15 protein-coding genes are annotated in these 16,657 nt (G+C 70.3%); 5 read left to right on the forward strand and 10 right to left on the reverse strand.

Annotated features, from left to right (window positions below; all coding sequences use genetic code 11):
- Positions 1-990 (reverse strand): type IV toxin-antitoxin system AbiEi family antitoxin domain-containing protein, encoded by a 990-nt coding sequence (locus JKG67_RS08920; RefSeq protein ID WP_203336929.1) that lies wholly within the window; start codon positions 988-990, stop codon positions 1-3.
- Between the two features lie 193 nt (positions 991-1,183).
- Positions 1,184-1,966, reverse strand: a complete 783-nt coding sequence (locus JKG67_RS19060) for an AraC family transcriptional regulator (protein ID WP_203336930.1) — start codon at positions 1,964-1,966, stop codon at positions 1,184-1,186.
- A gap of 62 nt (positions 1,967-2,028) precedes the next feature.
- Here JKG67_RS19060 and JKG67_RS08930 point away from each other — a divergent pair, with 62 nt between their 5' ends.
- Positions 2,029-2,538 (forward strand): VOC family protein, encoded by a 510-nt coding sequence (locus JKG67_RS08930; RefSeq protein WP_203336931.1) that lies wholly within the window; start codon positions 2,029-2,031, stop codon positions 2,536-2,538.
- 3 nt (positions 2,539-2,541) lie between these two features.
- On the opposite strand, the gene JKG67_RS08935 is transcribed toward JKG67_RS08930, so the two are convergent.
- Positions 2,542-3,588 (reverse strand): YihY/virulence factor BrkB family protein, encoded by a 1,047-nt coding sequence (locus tag JKG67_RS08935; RefSeq protein ID WP_307816484.1) that lies wholly within the window; start codon positions 3,586-3,588, stop codon positions 2,542-2,544.
- Positions 3,585-4,112, reverse strand: a complete 528-nt coding sequence (locus JKG67_RS08940; protein ID WP_203336932.1) for a 2'-5' RNA ligase family protein — start codon at positions 4,110-4,112, stop codon at positions 3,585-3,587. Before JKG67_RS08940 ends, JKG67_RS08935 begins: the two co-directional genes overlap by 4 nt.
- Positions 4,113-4,173: 61 nt before the next feature.
- Here JKG67_RS08940 and trpS point away from each other — a divergent pair, with 61 nt between their 5' ends.
- A complete protein-coding gene (gene trpS, locus JKG67_RS08945) occupies positions 4,174-5,220 on the forward strand; it encodes a tryptophan--tRNA ligase (protein WP_307816485.1) in 1,047 nt (348 codons plus the stop codon).
- A 78-nt stretch (positions 5,221-5,298) separates the two neighbouring features.
- On the opposite strand, the gene JKG67_RS08950 is transcribed toward trpS, so the two are convergent.
- On the reverse strand, positions 5,299-7,488 hold the full coding sequence (locus JKG67_RS08950; RefSeq protein WP_203336933.1) for an NADP-dependent isocitrate dehydrogenase: 2,190 nt from the start codon (positions 7,486-7,488) through the stop codon (positions 5,299-5,301).
- Between the two features lie 184 nt (positions 7,489-7,672).
- Here JKG67_RS08950 and JKG67_RS08955 point away from each other — a divergent pair, with 184 nt between their 5' ends.
- Together JKG67_RS08955 and JKG67_RS08960 are read left to right on the forward strand one after the other, a co-directional pair.
- A complete protein-coding gene (locus tag JKG67_RS08955; RefSeq protein ID WP_203336934.1) occupies positions 7,673-8,734 on the forward strand; it encodes an MIP/aquaporin family protein in 1,062 nt (353 codons plus the stop codon).
- Positions 8,735-8,822: 88 nt separating this feature from the next.
- Positions 8,823-9,809: a malate dehydrogenase gene (locus JKG67_RS08960; protein ID WP_203336935.1), complete on the forward strand. Its 987-nt coding sequence runs from the start codon at positions 8,823-8,825 to the stop codon at positions 9,807-9,809.
- 182 nt (positions 9,810-9,991) lie between these two features.
- Here the strand turns inward: JKG67_RS08960 and JKG67_RS08965 are convergent, their stop codons facing one another.
- The 5 genes from JKG67_RS08965 to JKG67_RS08985 form a co-directional block, all read right to left on the reverse strand.
- A complete protein-coding gene (locus tag JKG67_RS08965; protein ID WP_203336936.1) occupies positions 9,992-10,282 on the reverse strand; it encodes a DUF3017 domain-containing protein in 291 nt (96 codons plus the stop codon).
- Complete coding sequence (locus tag JKG67_RS08970) at positions 10,279-11,136, reverse strand: bifunctional methylenetetrahydrofolate dehydrogenase/methenyltetrahydrofolate cyclohydrolase (RefSeq protein ID WP_203336937.1); 858 nt, start codon at positions 11,134-11,136, stop codon at positions 10,279-10,281. Before JKG67_RS08970 ends, JKG67_RS08965 begins: the two co-directional genes overlap by 4 nt.
- A 94-nt stretch (positions 11,137-11,230) precedes the next feature.
- Positions 11,231-12,820, reverse strand: a complete 1,590-nt coding sequence (gene purH / locus JKG67_RS08975) for a bifunctional phosphoribosylaminoimidazolecarboxamide formyltransferase/IMP cyclohydrolase (RefSeq protein ID WP_203336938.1) — start codon at positions 12,818-12,820, stop codon at positions 11,231-11,233.
- Positions 12,817-13,434 (reverse strand): phosphoribosylglycinamide formyltransferase, encoded by a 618-nt coding sequence (gene purN / locus JKG67_RS08980; protein WP_203336939.1) that lies wholly within the window; start codon positions 13,432-13,434, stop codon positions 12,817-12,819. The genes purH and purN overlap by 4 nt, the downstream gene beginning before the upstream one ends.
- Positions 13,424-14,599 carry a cell division protein PerM gene (locus JKG67_RS08985; protein ID WP_203336940.1) on the reverse strand — a complete coding sequence of 392 codons (1,176 nt, stop codon included), beginning with the start codon at positions 14,597-14,599 and terminating at the stop codon, positions 13,424-13,426. The genes purN and JKG67_RS08985 overlap by 11 nt, the downstream gene beginning before the upstream one ends.
- A gap of 179 nt (positions 14,600-14,778) precedes the next feature.
- Here JKG67_RS08985 and JKG67_RS08990 point away from each other — a divergent pair, with 179 nt between their 5' ends.
- The gene (locus JKG67_RS08990) at positions 14,779-16,608 is read left to right on the forward strand and encodes a SigE family RNA polymerase sigma factor (protein ID WP_203336941.1); all 1,830 of its coding nucleotides are present in this window, start codon (positions 14,779-14,781) and stop codon (positions 16,606-16,608) included.
- Positions 16,609-16,657 lie beyond the last annotated feature (49 nt).

Below are 16,657 nucleotides of genomic sequence, written 5' to 3' on the forward strand. Positions count from 1 at the left end.
CTAGTCCCGGGGTCCAAGCGCCAGTGCACGGCGCAGGCGCTCGATGGTACGAACGGGTGACTCCAGGTCGCTCCAGGTGATCCGGATGCATCGCCAACCGGTCAGTTCGACGATTCGCTCTTCGCGCCGCTTCTCACGGATCACGGCATCGGCAGCCGTCTCCCCCGGAGCGACGTACGTCGTGTACTTGACCTTGCCGTCCACCTCGAGGAACACCCCGTGGTCCGGCCAGGCGAAATCCACCCGCCCCACCAATCGCCCGTCCTGATCCCTGACCTCGAACTGGGGAATCGGGATCGGCAGACCAGCACGCCAGAAGAGGTAGATGGCGCGACTCTCCGCAAGCGACTCGCATCTCGCGTCGGCCATCGCCAGGACATGCTCTGTCGTCAACGTGGCCGGCCAGTGCGCCATGGCGGTCAGTCGCTCGCCTCCCGCGCTGATCATCGTCTCCCCGCGCTGGTAGCGAGCACGCAACTCGTCGAGCGTCGTCAGCCCCTCGTGCAAGAGGTGGTTCACCACGCCGAGCGCGGACTCGGGGTCCATCACCGTGGTCACGTCCAGACAGGTTCGTGTGGGTGAGGTGATCCGACGACCCTCGATCTCAACGATGTCCTCGGCGAGCAGCAGTCCGCGATGCTGCACCACGCCGCCCTCGCGCCGGCCGCCTCGCTCGTCGAGTCGCGTGGCATGCACCTGGGTGAGGTCCGCGCGCAGCAACGGGGCGCCGTACTCGTTGGCTGCCGACACATGCGAGAGCACCAACTCCGACTTGGCCTGTTGATAGACGGCGTGACACACGGTCGCATACTGCGCATGTCCTCCGAGCTCCCTCCAGGAGGCCGCGTCGACGTAGGCTCCTCTGCGGACCCGATGGAGTACGCCGCTGCGGAGCAGGCCGCGGATCGCCTTGTCGTCGAGGCCCGTCGCCACCAGATCACGCCGTAGCTGGACGTCGATTGCTCGAGAGTGGGTGGATGTCGAAACCATGCCATTCACCCTGCCCGAGATCCGTCCCGCCTGACGCCCGTCATCCACAGGCTGCCAACCACCGCACCGACGTACACCCTGATGTCAGGGACTGCTGACTGTTGTCAGGGGTTGCAACCCCTGACAACAGTCCGAACACCCTGACATCAGGGTGTTCCGCCAGGACCATGAGCCACCTCGCCACCGGCCGCGCTCAGTGCTGGCGCCGGTACTCACTCGGGGAGAGCCCGAGGACCGCACGGAAGTCCCGGGTCAGGTGGGCGTGGTCGGAGTAGCCCAGCTCCACCGCCACCTCGGCCAGGGACAACTCCGGCTCGTCCCGCAACCGTTCAGCAGCCTCCTGGAGCCGGCGCCGCCGGATCATCGCGGTCGGCGACAGGCCGACGTACCGGGTGGCGAGGCGCTGCAGCGTGCGCGGCGCGACGTGCAGCGCCGCGGCCGCATCCCCCAAGGTGCACACCGACGAGTCGCTGGTGAGCAACTCCACCGCCGCATTGGCCAGCAGCCCCTCCCCCTCCGCGGCCGGCACATGCTCGCTCACCCACTCCGCGAACCTCGCCACCGCCTCGGCCCGCCGCAGCTCCGGCACGGCACCTGAGTTCATCTCAGTGGCCACCACCTCGTGCAGGGCCGGCAGGTCCATGCGCAGATAGTCGTCCCGCAGCCTGGCCGGGTCTTCGGTGAAGGCCGGTACGGCGGCCGGGCGCAGCAACGCGCCGACGGCCCACCCTCGCCCACTCAGGTTCCGGAACGAACTGGTGGTGGTCGGCCCGGCCAGGCCGACCACGTCGGCCTCGACGACCAGGTTGCTGGCCGGGAACGAGATCACCTGCTGCCGGGCGATCTCGCCGGGCGGCAGGTCCCACTCGGGGATCCAGAACCACACCACCAGGTCGGCCACTGAATCCGGGGGACGGATCCGGTGGAAGGTCGGCAGTCTGCCCGGGAAGACGATGCCCCGATCGCTCGCGTCCACGCCCTCAGCCTAGGCGCGGATCTTCAAGCCACCGACCGACCGAGCGCATTAGCGTCGCAGGCATGACTGCAGACGTTGCCGCCGCCGCGGCCCATGGGGAGTTCACCGATCACGGCACGCCACACGGTTCGACCAGCATCACGCCGTTCCTGTGCCTGCCGGACGTCCGGGCTGCACTGTCGTTCTACGAGCACGCCTTCGACGCCGAGGTCCTGGACGTCACCGAGGTGGGCGGGTCGGTCGTCCACGCCGTGCTGGACTTCGGCAACGGCCAGCTCCAGCTCGGCGAGCCGTCTCCGGCGTACCGGCTCATCGAGGCCCCAGGGGGCGAGGACGACTACTACTCCCTCAGCCTGTACTGCGCCGACGTCGACGCCACCGTGACGCGGGCGGAGCTGGCCGGCGCGACCATCCGGATGCCGGTCACCACCTTCGTCTCCGGAGATCGCTACGGCAGCATCCGGGACCCGTTCGGGGTCCGCTGGTCGGTGATGACGCGGGTCGAGGACCTCTCCCCCGCCGAGAGCGCTCGGCGGGTCGCCGCCTGGGCAGCCAGCCAGGTGAGCGACTGAGGCTCAGGCGCCACCGCGGCGACGCAACGCCACAGCCAGGGCGATGCCCGCCCCGGCGCCGGTCAGGAAGGTGGCGGCCAGTCCCTTGGCGCGTCCTGGTCGATCCGCCGCCAGGTCAGCGGCGATGGCCTGGGCGGCCTCAGTCGCCGCCGCCGCATCCGCCTGTTGCACGGCTTCGACCTCGGCCCTGCGGACCGCTTCGGCAGCGGGCGCGGTGTAGGCCCACGCCGCGGCGTACATGACCACCCGGGAGAAGTAGTTGATCCAGACCAACAGGATCAGCGCGATCCCGAACGCCTGGAACGCGGGCTGGCCCTTGGTGGCGGCCAGAAGGAACGTGGACAGGTGCTTGAGTGCCTCGAACCCGATCGCCCCGACCAGGGCACCCTTCCAGAGGGCGGCTGACGGCAGCGGCGCTTTGGTGAGCAGCCGGAAGAGCGCGTAGAAGAGGACGGTGTTGGCAGCCAGGCCGAGTACGACGGCCAGCAGCCGCAGCAGCCACGACAACCCACCATCGAGGCCGACGAGTTCGAGCAGCTGTTGACTGAAGCCGGTGACCGCGCCGGCGATGGAGACACTCACCACCATCACCACGCCGATCACCGCCAACGACAGCAGATCCCGGAGCTTGCCGACCACGAAGTTGGGGTGATCGTCAGCGGGGAGCACGAAGACCGTCACCAGCGCCTGCCGCATCCCCGACAACCAGCCGAGGCCGGCGTAGAGGACACCGGCCAGACCGATCAGCCCGATCGCACCGGCGTTCGCCTCGATGGCGGTGAGGGAGAGCTGGCCCGGTCCTTCGCCGATGATCCCCGGCAGCACCCCGTCGATGGCCGCGACCAGGTCGTCACGTGCCTCGGGATAGATCCGGGACACCTGACCGACCACGAAGAAGCCCAACGCGATCAGTGGGAAGAAGGAGAGGAACGCGAAGTAGGTGACCGCGCCGGCCTGCAGCGTCCCCTTCACCAGGCCGTAGTGGCTCACCATCCGCAGCACGTGGTCGAGGAACCGACTCCGCGCCCGGAGGTCGTCGAGCTTGGTCACGGTGCCTCCGTGGGGGCGGTCAGGGCGAACTCGCGCCGCGGCTGCCAGCCCGCCGCCTCGTCGTGGGTGTACAGGTGGAAGTCGACGGCCTCGAAGCGACACTCGAAACCGGCCAGGTCCTTGAAGGCGCGATCCAAGGCCGCCTCGTCCAGGTCGTGGGCGATCGTCACGTGCGGGTGGTAGGGGAACTCGAGTTCGGTGGCCAGCGGACCCTTCCGGACCTCCGCAGCCAGCCGCTCGCAGCCGGCCACCCCTTCGGCCAGCATCACGTAGACGACGTCGGAGACCGGTCGGAAGGTGCCGGTGCCACGCAGGTGTACGACGAAGCTCGGCACCCGCGCGGCCGCGCTCATCAGGTGCCCCTCGATGACCTCGAGGTCGGCCGTGGACACCTCCAGCGGCGGCACCAGGGTGATGTGCGTGGGGATCCTGGTCGCGGTGTCGTCGCCGATGGACACCCGGTACTCCTGGAGTTGGGACGCCCAGGGTTCGGGGATCGCGACGGCGACACCGATCGTGGTCACAGCGGCACCCTAACGAATCCGCCGCCGGGTGCCGACACCGCGGTTTGTAGGATCGCTCGTTGTGAGCGACTCCTATCAGGCATCCGTGGCCCGCAGCCGGCAGATCGAGGAGCGTCTCGCGGTGCAGCCCGGCGACTTCCGGATGCTCACCGGTGACCGGCCCACCGGCGCGCTGCACATCGGCCACTACTTCGGCTCCATCCAGAACCGGCTGCGACTGCAGCAGGCGGGCGCGGAGATCTGGCAGTTGATCGCCGACTATCAGGTGATCACCGACCGCGACTCGGTCGGCGAGATCCAGGACAACGTCCGCAACCTGGTCCTGGACAACGTGGCGGCCGGGTTGGACCCCGAGCGGGCCACCTTCTTCACCCACTCGGCGGTGCCGGCGCTGAACCAGTTGCTGCTGCCGTTCCTCTCCCTGGTCAGCGTCGCCGAACTGCAGCGCAACCCCACCGTGAAGGACGAGGCGACCACGGCCGGGATCAAGTCGATCAGCGGCCTGATGCTCACCTACCCGGTGCATCAGGCGGCGGACATCCTGTTCTGCAAGGCCAACGTGGTGCCGGTGGGCCGGGACCAGTTGCCCCACCTGGAGCAGACCCGGGTGATCGCCCGCAGGTTCAACGAGCGCTACGGCGCCACCTTCCCCGAGCCGGACGCGCTGCTCTCCTCGGCGACCCTGATCCTGGGCACCGACGGCACCAAGATGAGCAAGTCCAAGGGCAACGTGGTCGAGTTGCGGATGACCGCCGACGAGACCGCGAAGAAGCTCAAGGGCGCCAAGACGGACTCGGACCGGCACATCACCTACGACCCCGAGAACCGGCCCGAGGTGGCCAATCTGCTGCAGATCGTCTCCCTCTGCGAGGGCACCGACCCGGCGTCGATCGCCGAGGAGATCGGCGACGGTGGCGGCGGCGGCCTGAAGAAGCGGGTCACCGAGGCGCTCAACGAGACCCTGGCGCCGCTGCGTGCCCGGCGCGCTGAGCTCGCCGCCGAACCGTCGTACGTGCACGAGGTGCTGCGCCGCGGCAACGAGCGGGCGACCGAGATGGCCGAGACGACGCTGGCCGAGGTTCGCGAGAAGATGCGGATGGTCTACTGAGGCGCATGCGCCTCGGTCACCCGGAAATGAGTCCGGCCGCCCCCTGGCAGGGACGGCCGGACCGAAGGCGGGGCGGACCTACAGGGCCGCCAGCGCCTCGTTGAACGTCGTCGACGGCCGCATCACCGCGGTCGCCTTCGTCTCGTCGGGCCGGTAGTAGCCGCCGATATCGGCCGGGGATCCCTGCACCGCGAGCAGTTCGGCGACGATCTTCTCCTCGTTCGCGACCAGGGACTCGGCCAACGGCTTGAAGACGGCCGCCAGGTCGGTGTTCTCGGTCTGGGCCGCCAACTCCTGGGCCCAGTAGAGGGCGAGATAGAAGTGCGACCCGCGGTTGTCGATGGTGCCGAGCTTGCGACCCGGTGACCGGTCCTGCTCCAAGAAGGTGGCGGTGGCCCGGTCCAGGGTGTCGGCGAGCACCTTCGCGCCGGCGTTGTCGTCGTACCCGGCCAAGTGCTCGAAGGAGGCCGCCAGCGCGAAGAACTCGCCGAGGCTGTCCCAGCGCAGGTAGTTCTGCTCCACCAGCTGCTGCACGTGCTTGGGCGCGGAGCCACCGGCACCGGTCTCGAAGAGGCCGCCACCGTTCATCAGCGGCACGATGGAGAGCATCTTCGCGCTGGTGCCGACCTCGAGGATCGGGAACAGGTCGGTGTTGTAGTCACGCAGCACGTTGCCGGTCACCGAGATGGTGTCCTCGCCGCGCCGGATCCGCTCCAGCGAGTAGGCGCAGGCCTCGGCCGGGGCCATGATCTCGATGGTGAGCCCGTCGGTGTCGTGATCGGCGAGGTACTCACGGACCTTGGCGATCAGGTTGGCGTCGTGGGCGCGGTTCTGGTCCAGCCAGAAGACGGCCGGGGAGCCGGTGGCCCGGGCCCGGTTGACGGCCAACTTCACCCAGTCGCGGATCGAGACGTCCTTGGTCTGGCAGGCCCGCCAGATGTCGCCGGCGCTCACCGGGTGGCTGATCAGCGCGTCGCCGGCGGAGTTGACCACCCGGACGGTGCCATCGGCAGGCAGTTCGAATGTCTTGTCGTGGGAGCCGTACTCCTCGGCCTTCTTCGCCATCAGGCCGACGTTGGGCACCGACCCCATGGTGGCCGGGTCCAGAGCACCGTTGCGACGGCAGTCATCGATCACGGTCCGGTACACGCCGGCGTACGACGAGTCCGGGATCACGGCGAGGGTGTCGGCCTCGGCGCCGTCAGGACCCCACATCTTGCCGCCGATGCGAATCATCGCCGGCATCGAGGCGTCGATGATGACGTCGGAGGGGACGTGCAGGTTGGTGATGCCCTTGTCGGAGTTCACCATCGCCATCTTCGGCCCCTCGGCCAGCGCCGCGTCGATGGCGGCCCTGATCTCGGCTCCGTTGGAGAGCTTGTCGAGGCCGTCCAGGATGGCGCCCAGCCCGTCGTTCGGGGAGAGCCCGGCAGCCGCCAGATCGTCGCCGTAGGCGTCGAAGACCGGCTTGAAGAAGGTCCGCACCGCGTGGCCGAAGATGATCGGGTCGGAGACCTTCATCATGGTGGCCTTCATGTGCAGCGAGTAGAGCACGCCCTCGGCCTTGGCCCGCTCGATCGTCTGGGCCAGGAACGCCTGCAGAGCGGCGACGTCCATGAAGGTGCCGTCGACGACCTCGCCGGCCAGCACCGGCAGTGACTCCTTCAGCACCGTCACGGTGCCGTCGGTGGCGACGTGCTCGATGCGCAGCGTGTCGTCTGCGGCCATCACCACGGACTGCTCGTTGGAGAAGAAGTCCCGCTCCCCCATGGTGGCCACGTCGGTCTTGGAGTCCGGCGCCCACTCGCCCATCGAGTGCGGGTGCTTGCGTGCGTAGCTCTTCACCGCGCCGGGAGCCCTCCGGTCGGAGTTGCCCTCACGCAGCACCGGGTTGACCGCGGAGCCCTTGATCCTGTCGTACTTGGCCCGCGTCTCCTGCTCCTGGGGCGTGGAGGGGTTCTCCGGGTAGTCGGGGATGTCGAAGCCCTGGGACTGCAGCTCGGTGATGGCCGCCTTCAACTGCGGGATCGAGGCGGAGACGTTGGGGAGCTTGATGATGTTGGCCTCGGGACGGGTCGCGAGCTCGCCGAGCTCGGCCAGCGCGTCGTCGGCCAGCCCGAACTGGGCCAGGATGCGGGCGGCGACGGAGATGTCGCGGGTCTCGACGCCCACGCCGGCCTTGGCCGCGTAGGCCTCGATGACGGGAAGGAACGAGTACGTCGCGAGCAGTGGCGCCTCGTCGGTGTGCGTGTAGATGATCGTGGCCATGTGGGCAGCTGCTCCTCGGCTCGACAGAATGATTGCTTGACGTCAAGATACCTGCCCGGCGTGTGTCTCGGCTAGGGCAGGTCCCCCCGGGCTCCGGGCGACAACTCCACCGCCTCACCTAGAGTGCTGGTGTCAGGGGACGCGTGAGGCGGTCCCGGTCTCGGAACGCATGAAGGGGCACACGATGTCGGAACACGGAGCAGTCAGCGACCACCCACTCCCCGAGCCGGCGCCCGAGGGTGTCGAGTCGCCGCTGTGGCGGAAGTTGCTCGCCGAATGGCTGGGCACCGGCCTCCTGGTCTTCTTCGGCTGCGGCGCCGCGATCGTCGGCAACGACTACGTCGGCACCGCCCTGGCCTTCGGACTGACCCTGGCCTTCCTGATCTGGGCGTTCGGGCACGTCTCGGGCGGCCACTTCAACCCGGCGGTCTCCCTCGGTGCCGCCCTGTCGGGGCGCCTCTCCTGGGCGCATGCCGCCGGGTACGCCGGCGTCCAGGTCCTCGGCGGCATCGTCGGAGCCGTCGTACTCTTCGTGCTGCTGCTCGGCTTCCCCGGCTACGGCTACGGCGACGGTCTCGGCGCCAACTCCTTCGGTGACGCCGGCACCGGGTATGCGACCTGGGCGGCCTTCCTGGCCGAGTTGACGCTGACCGCGATCTTCGTCCTGGTCATCCTCGCGGTCACCGACCGCCGCAGCCCGAACGCCTCCCTGGCGCCGCTGGCGATCGGCGTGGCCCTGGCGGTGATCCACCTGGTGTCGATGCGGATGACCGGGACCTCGGTCAACCCGGCCCGCTCGATCGGCCCGGCTCTCCTGCAGGGCGGGCTCGACCCGATCCTGCAACTGTGGGTCTTCATCCTGGCGCCGTTGCTGGGTGCCACCATCGTCGGACTCCTCTACCCGTTGCTCTTCGGCCGGGACGCGGATCCGGTGCCGGGTTCGGGAGTCGCCCTGTCCACCGGCCCCCGGGCCGCCGCCGCACCGGGCTGGGCGCCGCCCGGCGTACCCGGCGCACCCGGCGCCTGGGGTGCTCCGCCGAGCGCCCCCGGCGCTGCTCCGCAGCCGGGCGGCTGGCCGCCGGCGCCGCCGGCCTCGTTCGAGCAGCCGGCACCCCCCGCATCGCCGCCGGGCCAACCGCAACAGTGGGGTCCGCCGCCCACCGCCCGACCGCAGCAGTACGGCGACACCCCGCCGTACGACGACGAAGGCGACGACCGCACCCAGATCCGTCCCCCGTCCTCCTGAGTCGACCACCCGTCGACCAGGGGTGGGTGCCAGCAGCCGACGCTGCTAGTTTCAGCCGTGGACCATCCCGCACACCAAGGAGTCACCCGTGAGTGCCCAAACCCCGCTGAAGGTCGCCGTCACCGGCGCCGCTGGTCAGATCGGCTACAGCCTGCTCTTCCGCCTCGCCTCCGGTGCCCTGGGCGACCGCCCCATCGAGTTGCGCCTGCTCGAGATCGAGCCCGCTCTCAAGGCCCTCGAGGGCGTCGTCATGGAGCTCGATGACTGCGCGTTCCCCGGCCTCGCCGGAGTCGAGATCGGCGCGGACGCCGCCACGATCTTCGACGGCGTCAACCTCGCCCTGCTCGTCGGTGCCCGCCCCCGGGGACCCGGCATGGAGCGTGGTGACCTGCTGGAGGCCAACGGCGCCATCTTCACCGCCCAGGGCAAGGCACTGAACGAGGTCGCCGCCGACGACGTACGCATCGGCGTCACCGGCAACCCCGCCAACACCAACGCGCTGATCGCGATGACCAACGCCCCCGACATCCCGAACGAGCGGTTCTCGGCGCTGACCCGCCTGGACCACAACCGGGCCATCTCGCAGTTGGCTGCGAAGACCGGGGCTGCGGTCACCGACATCACCAAGATGACGATCTGGGGCAACCACTCGGCCACTCAGTACCCGGACATCTTCCACGCCGAGATCTCCGGCAAGAACGCCGCCGAGGTCGTCAACGACCAGGCGTGGGTGGCCGACTACTTCATCCCGACGGTGGCCAAGCGCGGCGCCGCGATCATCGACGCCCGCGGCGCCTCCTCGGCCGCCTCGGCCGCCTCGGCGACGATCGACGCCGCCCGCGACTGGCTGAGCGGCTCCGCTGCCGGTGACTGGGTCTCGATGGCGGTGCCCTCCGACGGCTCCTACGGCGTGCCCGAGGGCCTGATCTCGTCCTTCCCGGTGACCACGCGGGACGGCAACTGGGAGATCGTCCAGGGCCTGGAGATCGACCCGTTCTCGCGCGGCAAGATCGACGCCTCGGTCGCCGAACTCGTCGACGAGCGGGCCGCGGTCACCGAGCTCGGCCTGATCTGAGCCACCTGAGTGTGGGGGCGGTCCCTGGCGGGGCCGCCCCCACACTCATGTCACCCGCCGTCCGACGGAACACCCTGATGTCAGGGGTTCCTGACTGTTGTCAGGGGTTGCAACACCTGACAACAGTGCACAGTCCCTGACATCAGGGTGTTCCGACTGGTCAGGGGTGCGCCGAGTGGGGGTCAGCCGGGCTGGTTGGGGATGGTGGCGGCCAGGAAGGCCAGCAACGCGGCGGCGCCGGCCAGCAGTGCGGCATCGACGTACTTGTGGCGCACCTTGAGCATTCCGGCGTCGACGTCGGTGAATACCAGCCGGGCCACCGCGGCCGCGAACAGGGAGGCAGAGATCCACCCGACGCCGACCCGCCACGACCCCAGCACCGCGTACCCGACGCCGCCCAGGGTCACCAGCAGGATCACCAGATAGACCGCGCCACCGATCGTCGAGGGATACCGGCGCGCGGACTCGGTCACGCCCGGGCCGCCTGCTGCTCAGCGATCTCGACGATGTTGGAGAGCAGCATCGCCCGCGTCATCGGGCCCACTCCCCCAGGGTTCGGAGAGACCCAGCCGGCGGTCTCCCAGACGTCGGCGGCGACATCCCCGGCGATCTTGCCGTCCACCCGGGAGACGCCGACATCGAGCACCGCAGCGCCGGGCTTGACCATCTCCCCGGTGATGATGTTCGGTACGCCGGCAGCCGCGACCACGATGTCCGCCTTGCGCACGTGCGCGGCCAGGTCCCGGGTCCCGGTGTGACACAGGGTGACCGTGGCGTTCTCGCTGCGCCGGGTGAGCAGCAGCCCGAGCGGGCGGCCGACGGTGACGCCCCGGCCGACCACGACCACTTCGGCGCCGCCGATCGGCACCTGGTGGCGGCGCAGCAGTTCCACGATGCCGGCGGGAGTGCACGGCAGCGGCGCCTCGGTGCCCAGCACCAGCCAGCCCAGGTTGGTGGGATGCAGGCCGTCGGCGTCCTTGGCCGGGTCGATCAGGCCGAGCACCCGGTTCTCGTCACGGCCCCGCGGCAACGGCAGTTGGACGATGTAGCCGGTGCAGGCCGGGTCGTCGTTGAGCCCCCGCACCGCGTCCTCGATCTCGGCCTGCGAGGCGGTCTCCGGCAGGTCCACCCGGATCGAGGAGATGCCCACCTCGGCGCAGTCGGCGTGCTTGCCGTTCACGTACCAGCGCGAGCCGGGGTCGTCGCCGACCAGCAGGGTGCCCAGCCCCGGCACGACGCCCCGCTCGGCAAGCGCGGCCACCCGGGCTGAGAGTTCGTCCTTGATGGCCTTGGCGGTGGCGGTCCCGTCCAACTTCTGCGCAGTCACGGCGCTCATCCTTTCATGCGGACCACCGCGCCAGGCACACGAGGACCGCCCGGCACCACGTGCGTCAGCGAGGGGCTCAGTAGTGCTCTGCGGGTCAGTGGAAGAAGTGCCGGGTCCCGGTGAAGTACGTCGTCACGCCGGCCGCCTGGCACGCCTCGATCACCTCGGCGTCGCGCACCGAACCACCCGGCGCCACGATCGCCCGCACGCCGGCGTCGATCAGGATCTGGGCGCCGTCGGCGAACGGGAAGAATGCATCCGAGGCCGCGACGGAGCCGCGAGCCCGCTCCGCGCCGGCCCGGGAGACCGCCAGACGGCACGAGTCGACCCGGTTGACCTGGCCCATGCCGATCCCGACCGACGCCCCGTCTGCGGCGAGCAGGATCGCGTTCGACTTCACCGCACGGACCGCGTGCCAGGCGAACGCCAGGTCGGCCAGGGTGGCCTCGTCGGCAGCCTCGCCGGCGACCAACTGCCACCGCGAGGGGTCGTCGCCGTACGCGACGCCGTCCTTCTCGCCGGCGGCGTCGATCCGGTCCCGCTGCTGCAACAGCACACCACCGGAGATCGGCCGCAGCTCGACCCCCCGGGGCTTCGCGGGCTCGGCGACCAGCAGCCGGATGTTCTTCTTGGCGGTCAGCACGTCGAGCGCCTCGCCCTCGAACCCCGGCGCGACCAACACCTCGGTGAAGATGTCGGCGACGGCCTCGGCCATCGCCTTGGTCACGGTCCGGTTCGAGGCGATCACGCCACCGAAGGCGGAGACCGGGTCGCAGGCGTGCGCCTTGCGGTGCGCCTCGGCGATGTCCGCGCCGACGGCGATCCCGCACGGGTTGGCGTGCTTGATGATCGCCACCGTCGGCTGGTCGCCGTGGTCGTAGGCGGCCCGGTACGCCGCGTCGGCGTCCACGTAGTTGTTGTAGGACATGTCCTTGCCGTGCAGCTGCCGGGCCTGGGCCAGGCCCGGCACACCGACATGTCCGGCACTGTAGAGGGCAGCCGGCTGGTGCGGGTTCTCGCCGTAGCGCAGGTCTCCGGCCTTCTCCCAGGTGGCGCCCATCCAGGCGGGGAATCCGGTGCCGGCCGAGGTGTCGGTGAGCACGCTGCCCATCCACGAGGCGACCGCCACGTCGTAGGTCGCGGTGTGCACGAAAGCCTCGGCGGCGAGCTGCTGGCGCTCATCGAGCGAGAAGCCGCCGGCGGCGACCGCAGCCAGCACGTCGTCGTAGCGGGCCGGCGAGGTCACGATCGCGACCGATGGGTGGTTCTTCGCGGCCGCTCGCACCATCGACGGACCGCCGATGTCGATCTGTTCCACGCACTCGTCCGGAGTCGCCCCGGAGGCCACGGTCTGAGTGAACGGGTACAGGTTGGAGACCACCAGGTCGAACGGCTCCACGCCCAGCTCAGCGAGCTGGTCGACGTGCGACTCCAGCCGCCGGTCGGCGAGGATGCCGGCGTGCACCCGCGGGTGCAGGGTCTTCACCCGGCCGTCGAGACACTCGGGGAAGCCGGTGAGCTCCTCGACCTTGGTCACGGGGATGCCGAGTGACTCGATCAGCTTCGCCGAACCGCCGGTGGACACGATCGCCACACCGGCTGCGTGCAGTCCGCGGGCGAGCTCCTCCAGTCCGGTCTTGTCGTAGACGGACACCAGTGCCCGCTTGATCGGAATCTGGCTCATTGGCCGAACCGGACCTTCCTGTTGATGATCGTGATGCCTTCACGGGCCCAACGGCCCACTGTGTCGACGAGCATTCGGCGCTCGGCGACCTTGATGCGTTCGTGCAGGGAGTCGGTGTCGTCGTCGTCGAGCACGTCGACGACGGTCTGGGCGACGATCGGCCCGGTGTCCACACCCTCGTCGACGACGAAGACGGTGGCGCCGGTGACCTTCACCCCGTAGGCCAGCGCGTCGGCCGGCCCCTGCATGCCGGGGAACGACGGCGACAGGGCCGGGTGGGTGTTCAGCACCCGGTGCGGGAAGCGGCGCAGGAACCCTGGCCCGACCAGCTTCATGAAGCCCGCGAGCACCACCAGGTCCGGCTCGAAGGTGGCGACGCTGTCAGCCAAGGCAGTGTCCCAGTGCTCCCGGGAGGTGAACTGGGCGACCGGCTTCACGAAGGTGGGGATGCCCGCCCTCTCGGCGCGCTTCAGCCCCTCGATGCCGTCCCGGTCCGCACCCACGGCAACGATCCTGACGCCGTACGCCGGATCCTCGGCTGCGTCGATCAGTGCCTGCAGGTTGGTGCCGGACCCAGACACGAGTACGACGACGCGCGAAGGATCACCTGCCACGCCAACGGAGTCTAGAACGCCGCCTCAGCGCGGCTCCGAGCAGCCCTCCGACCAGACCACCGACGCCGAGCAGCGGCACCGCGTGGACGAGCACCGGGACCAGCTCCGGTCCGAGCTCGCTCATCCGGCCCGGGCCCAGCGCCCCCGCCGAGAGGACGGTCAGCAGCGCCACAACGAACGCCGCGGTCAGGCCTGCCGCGCAGCCGTGGAGGGCGGCCCGGTCGAACGCTGAGGGGATCTCCGGGCCGCGGGTGCCGGCCACCGCGGCGACGGCGACCAGGAACGGCAACGCCATCAGCGCGAGCGTCCAACCGCTCCCGGACCCGTTGGCCGGGACCGCGCCGAAGATCGGGAAGAGAGGGAGTTCGCCGACCGAGACCAGCCCGGGCGAGACGACGGTGCCGGTGCCCAGCGCGAAGCCGGGGCCGACCAGGTAGGCCGAGGCCCACAGCACGACGTTGGGCAGCATCAGCAGCGAGACCACCGTGTAGGCGCCGGCCTCGGTGCCGCTGAACTGGAGCCGGGACAAGACGGTGGCGGCGTCGCCGAACCCGAGGATCAGCCCCACCGCCAGCACCAGCGCGGAGACCGCGAGGTGGGCCAGCAGCACCACCCCGGAGGCGCGGACCACGCTGCGCACCGGCACCGGCAGCATCGGCAACCACACTGCGGCGCGACCTGAGCCGACGGCGTACGCCGGGACCCCCACCAGCGCGGCGACCAGCAGGGCGCCGGTCAGTGCCCGGGGCAGCGACGGGGCGACGGTGCTGGTGGCTGACAGGACTCCGGCTGCGACCGCCACCAGCAGGTAGCCGCCGACGAACAGGGACCCGGCCACCGGGACCGTCCAGTCCCGTTCCCCGTCGGCGATCCGGTGCGCGTCCGGCCCGTGACCTGACAGCGATTCCCCGACCCGGACCCCCGTGCGCCAGGTCACCCAGGCGCACAGCAGCGTGAGCCCCAGCGGCAGCAGGGTGACGTCGGCGCCTCGCACAGTGGCTCCGGAGCCGTGTGCGACCAGCCAGGCCAACGCACCGACCCTCAGACCCTCCCGCGGTTCGCCGTGCGATCCGGCGTCGCTGGCGAACCAGCCGATCATGCCGACCAGCATCAACAGTCCCAGCGGCAGCAGCGCCGCCATGATGCCGCCGACGGTGGCGGTCATCGGTAGGGACCTCCAGGCCCGGGTGGTGGCCGTCACCGCGGCGCCGACGCGACCGGCTGGCCCGGGTGTGGTGTCTCCGTCACGTTGTGAGGGGGGCAACAGGGCAGTCATGACGTGCCCATCATCACCCAGCGCTCGAAGCGGGAACCGCATCCCACGCCGTGTACCTTGGTGCAGTCATGGGTTTCGACGACTTCTACGCGCGTACCCGGTCCGGGCTCCTGCTGGAGACCTACGCGCTGACCGGTGACCTGCCGGCCGCACGCAGCGCGGTCCGTGAGGCGTACGTCGTGGCCTGGCACCACTGGCGCAAGGTGTCCCGGATGCCGGACCCGACCGACTGGGTCCGGTCGAACGCCTGGCATGGCGCGAGCCGTCGGCACACCGCCCGGATCTGGCACCGGGACAGGTCGTTGGATCCGGATCTGAAGGCCACCTTCGACGCCCTCGCCGAACTGTCGTCGGTGGAGCGGCGGATGCTGATGGCGAAGCTCACCGACGTGGAGATCGACTTCGTGGCCCGCGAGGTCGGTCTGACCCGAACCGTGGCGATGAACACCTTCGAGGATGCGGCGGCCCGGTTCGCCCTGCATCGCGACATCGATCGCCGCGACGTGAGCGAGACCCTGGCGGCGCTGGCAGGTCCGGTGGCCGATGTCCGGCTGCCCCGGTCGACGATCATCCGCAGGGCCGGCACCCGCCGGCGGCGGACGCACACCCTGGTCGCCTGCGGTGCGGTGCTCGCGGCGTTGGTCGGCACCGGTGTCCTCGTCTCCGGTGGCGAGGACGCCCGGGTGGTGTCGCTGGCCGCCGATGGTGCCGGGACCGGACCCATCGCCCTGCGCGCTCCGCAGGCCGAACGCCAGCCACGGCTCGCCCGACGCCACCTGCTCACCGCGGAGCAGATGAGCAGGCTGGCCCCCCGTCGGACCTGGCGGGCGACCAGCACCACCGACAACACCCTCGGCGACGGGATCGTGCTGCCGTGCCAGCGGAGTCGATTCGCCGACTCCGAGGGGCGCGGGTCGCTGGTGCGCACCTACCGGGGCGGCCGCTCCGAAGGTGCGCCCCGCATCGACGGCATCGAGATGATCGAACTGTCGGGCTCTCCGGCTGCCGCCGAGGAGGCCTACCGGACCAGCATCAACTGGTACTCCGCCTGCACCGCCGCCGACGTCCGGGTCGAGGCGGTCCACGAACTGAGCGGCGTCGGCAACGAGGCGGCCGTGCTCGTGCTCAGAGAGCGCAACGAGCGACAGCGCGTGCACACGGTCGCGGTGGCCCGCACCGGGCAGATGCTGGTGACGGTCTATCGCGGGGCCGAGGACCGCAATCCCGCCTCCTGGGCGGTGGCCACCACGCTGTCCGCGGGCGTCAACCGGTTGTGCGGCGTGCACGGCGCGGATGCCTGCGGCGGGCCCGCCGAGCTGGTCGAGGTGGACCCCTATCCGGCTGGCGCGTACCCCGGTCTGCTGGCCACCGTGGACCTGCCCCCGATCCAGGGGGTCACCCAGCCGTGGGTGGGCACCGAGGCCCGTGAAGCCGTCCTCAATGTGGCCTCCACCCGATGCGACCGGGCCCGGTTCGATCGTCCGGCCATGTCGGACAACCTGACCCGCTCCTTCCTGGTGCCCGAGGCGCCCCGCCTCCCGGAGACGTTCGGGCTGACCCAGACCATCGCGACGATGCCCAATGCCCGCCGCGCCTCCGCGTTCGTGGCCGAGATCCGGCAGCGGATGGCCGGATGCGGCAGCGAAGAGCTCACCGTCGACGTACGCCGGATCGCGCAACGTGACAGCGGCCGGACCCAGCTGTCGGTCTGGGAGGTGGCGATCGAGGTCTCCGAGGACGAGACCGTCAACTTCCTCATGGCCTTCGGTCGGCGCGGCAAGGATGTCGTCCAGATCGGTTTCGTGCCGGCGCCGAGGGCCACCATCGCGGACCGGGCGTTCGTGGACCTCGCCGAGCGGGCTCTGGTCCGGCTGTCGCAGCGGGACGCTGGCTCCTAGACGCTGGCTCCTGGAAGGGGGCTCGTGGAAGGCCGGGGCCGCTCCGACT

The sequence above is a fragment of the Nocardioides limicola genome (genome assembly GCF_016827675.1).
Taxonomy (GTDB): domain Bacteria; phylum Actinomycetota; class Actinomycetes; order Propionibacteriales; family Nocardioidaceae; genus Nocardioides; species Nocardioides limicola.

Bases quoted from the DNA above. Each gene is read 5' to 3' on its own strand.
- JKG67_RS08920 (WP_203336929.1), bottom strand. From the start codon at position 990: ATGGTTTCGACATCCACCCACTCTCGAGCAATCGACGTCCAGCTACGG.
- JKG67_RS08930 (WP_203336931.1), top strand. From the start codon at position 2,029: ATGACTGCAGACGTTGCCGCCGCCGCGGCCCATGGGGAGTTCACCGAT.
- JKG67_RS08950 (WP_203336933.1), bottom strand. From the start codon at position 7,488: ATGGCCACGATCATCTACACGCACACCGACGAGGCGCCACTGCTCGCG.
- JKG67_RS08955 (WP_203336934.1), top strand. From the start codon at position 7,673: ATGTCGGAACACGGAGCAGTCAGCGACCACCCACTCCCCGAGCCGGCG.
- purH (WP_203336938.1), bottom strand. From the start codon at position 12,820: ATGAGCCAGATTCCGATCAAGCGGGCACTGGTGTCCGTCTACGACAAG.
- JKG67_RS08985 (WP_203336940.1), bottom strand. From the start codon at position 14,599: ATGACCGCCACCGTCGGCGGCATCATGGCGGCGCTGCTGCCGCTGGGA.
- JKG67_RS08990 (WP_203336941.1), top strand. From the start codon at position 14,779: ATGGGTTTCGACGACTTCTACGCGCGTACCCGGTCCGGGCTCCTGCTG.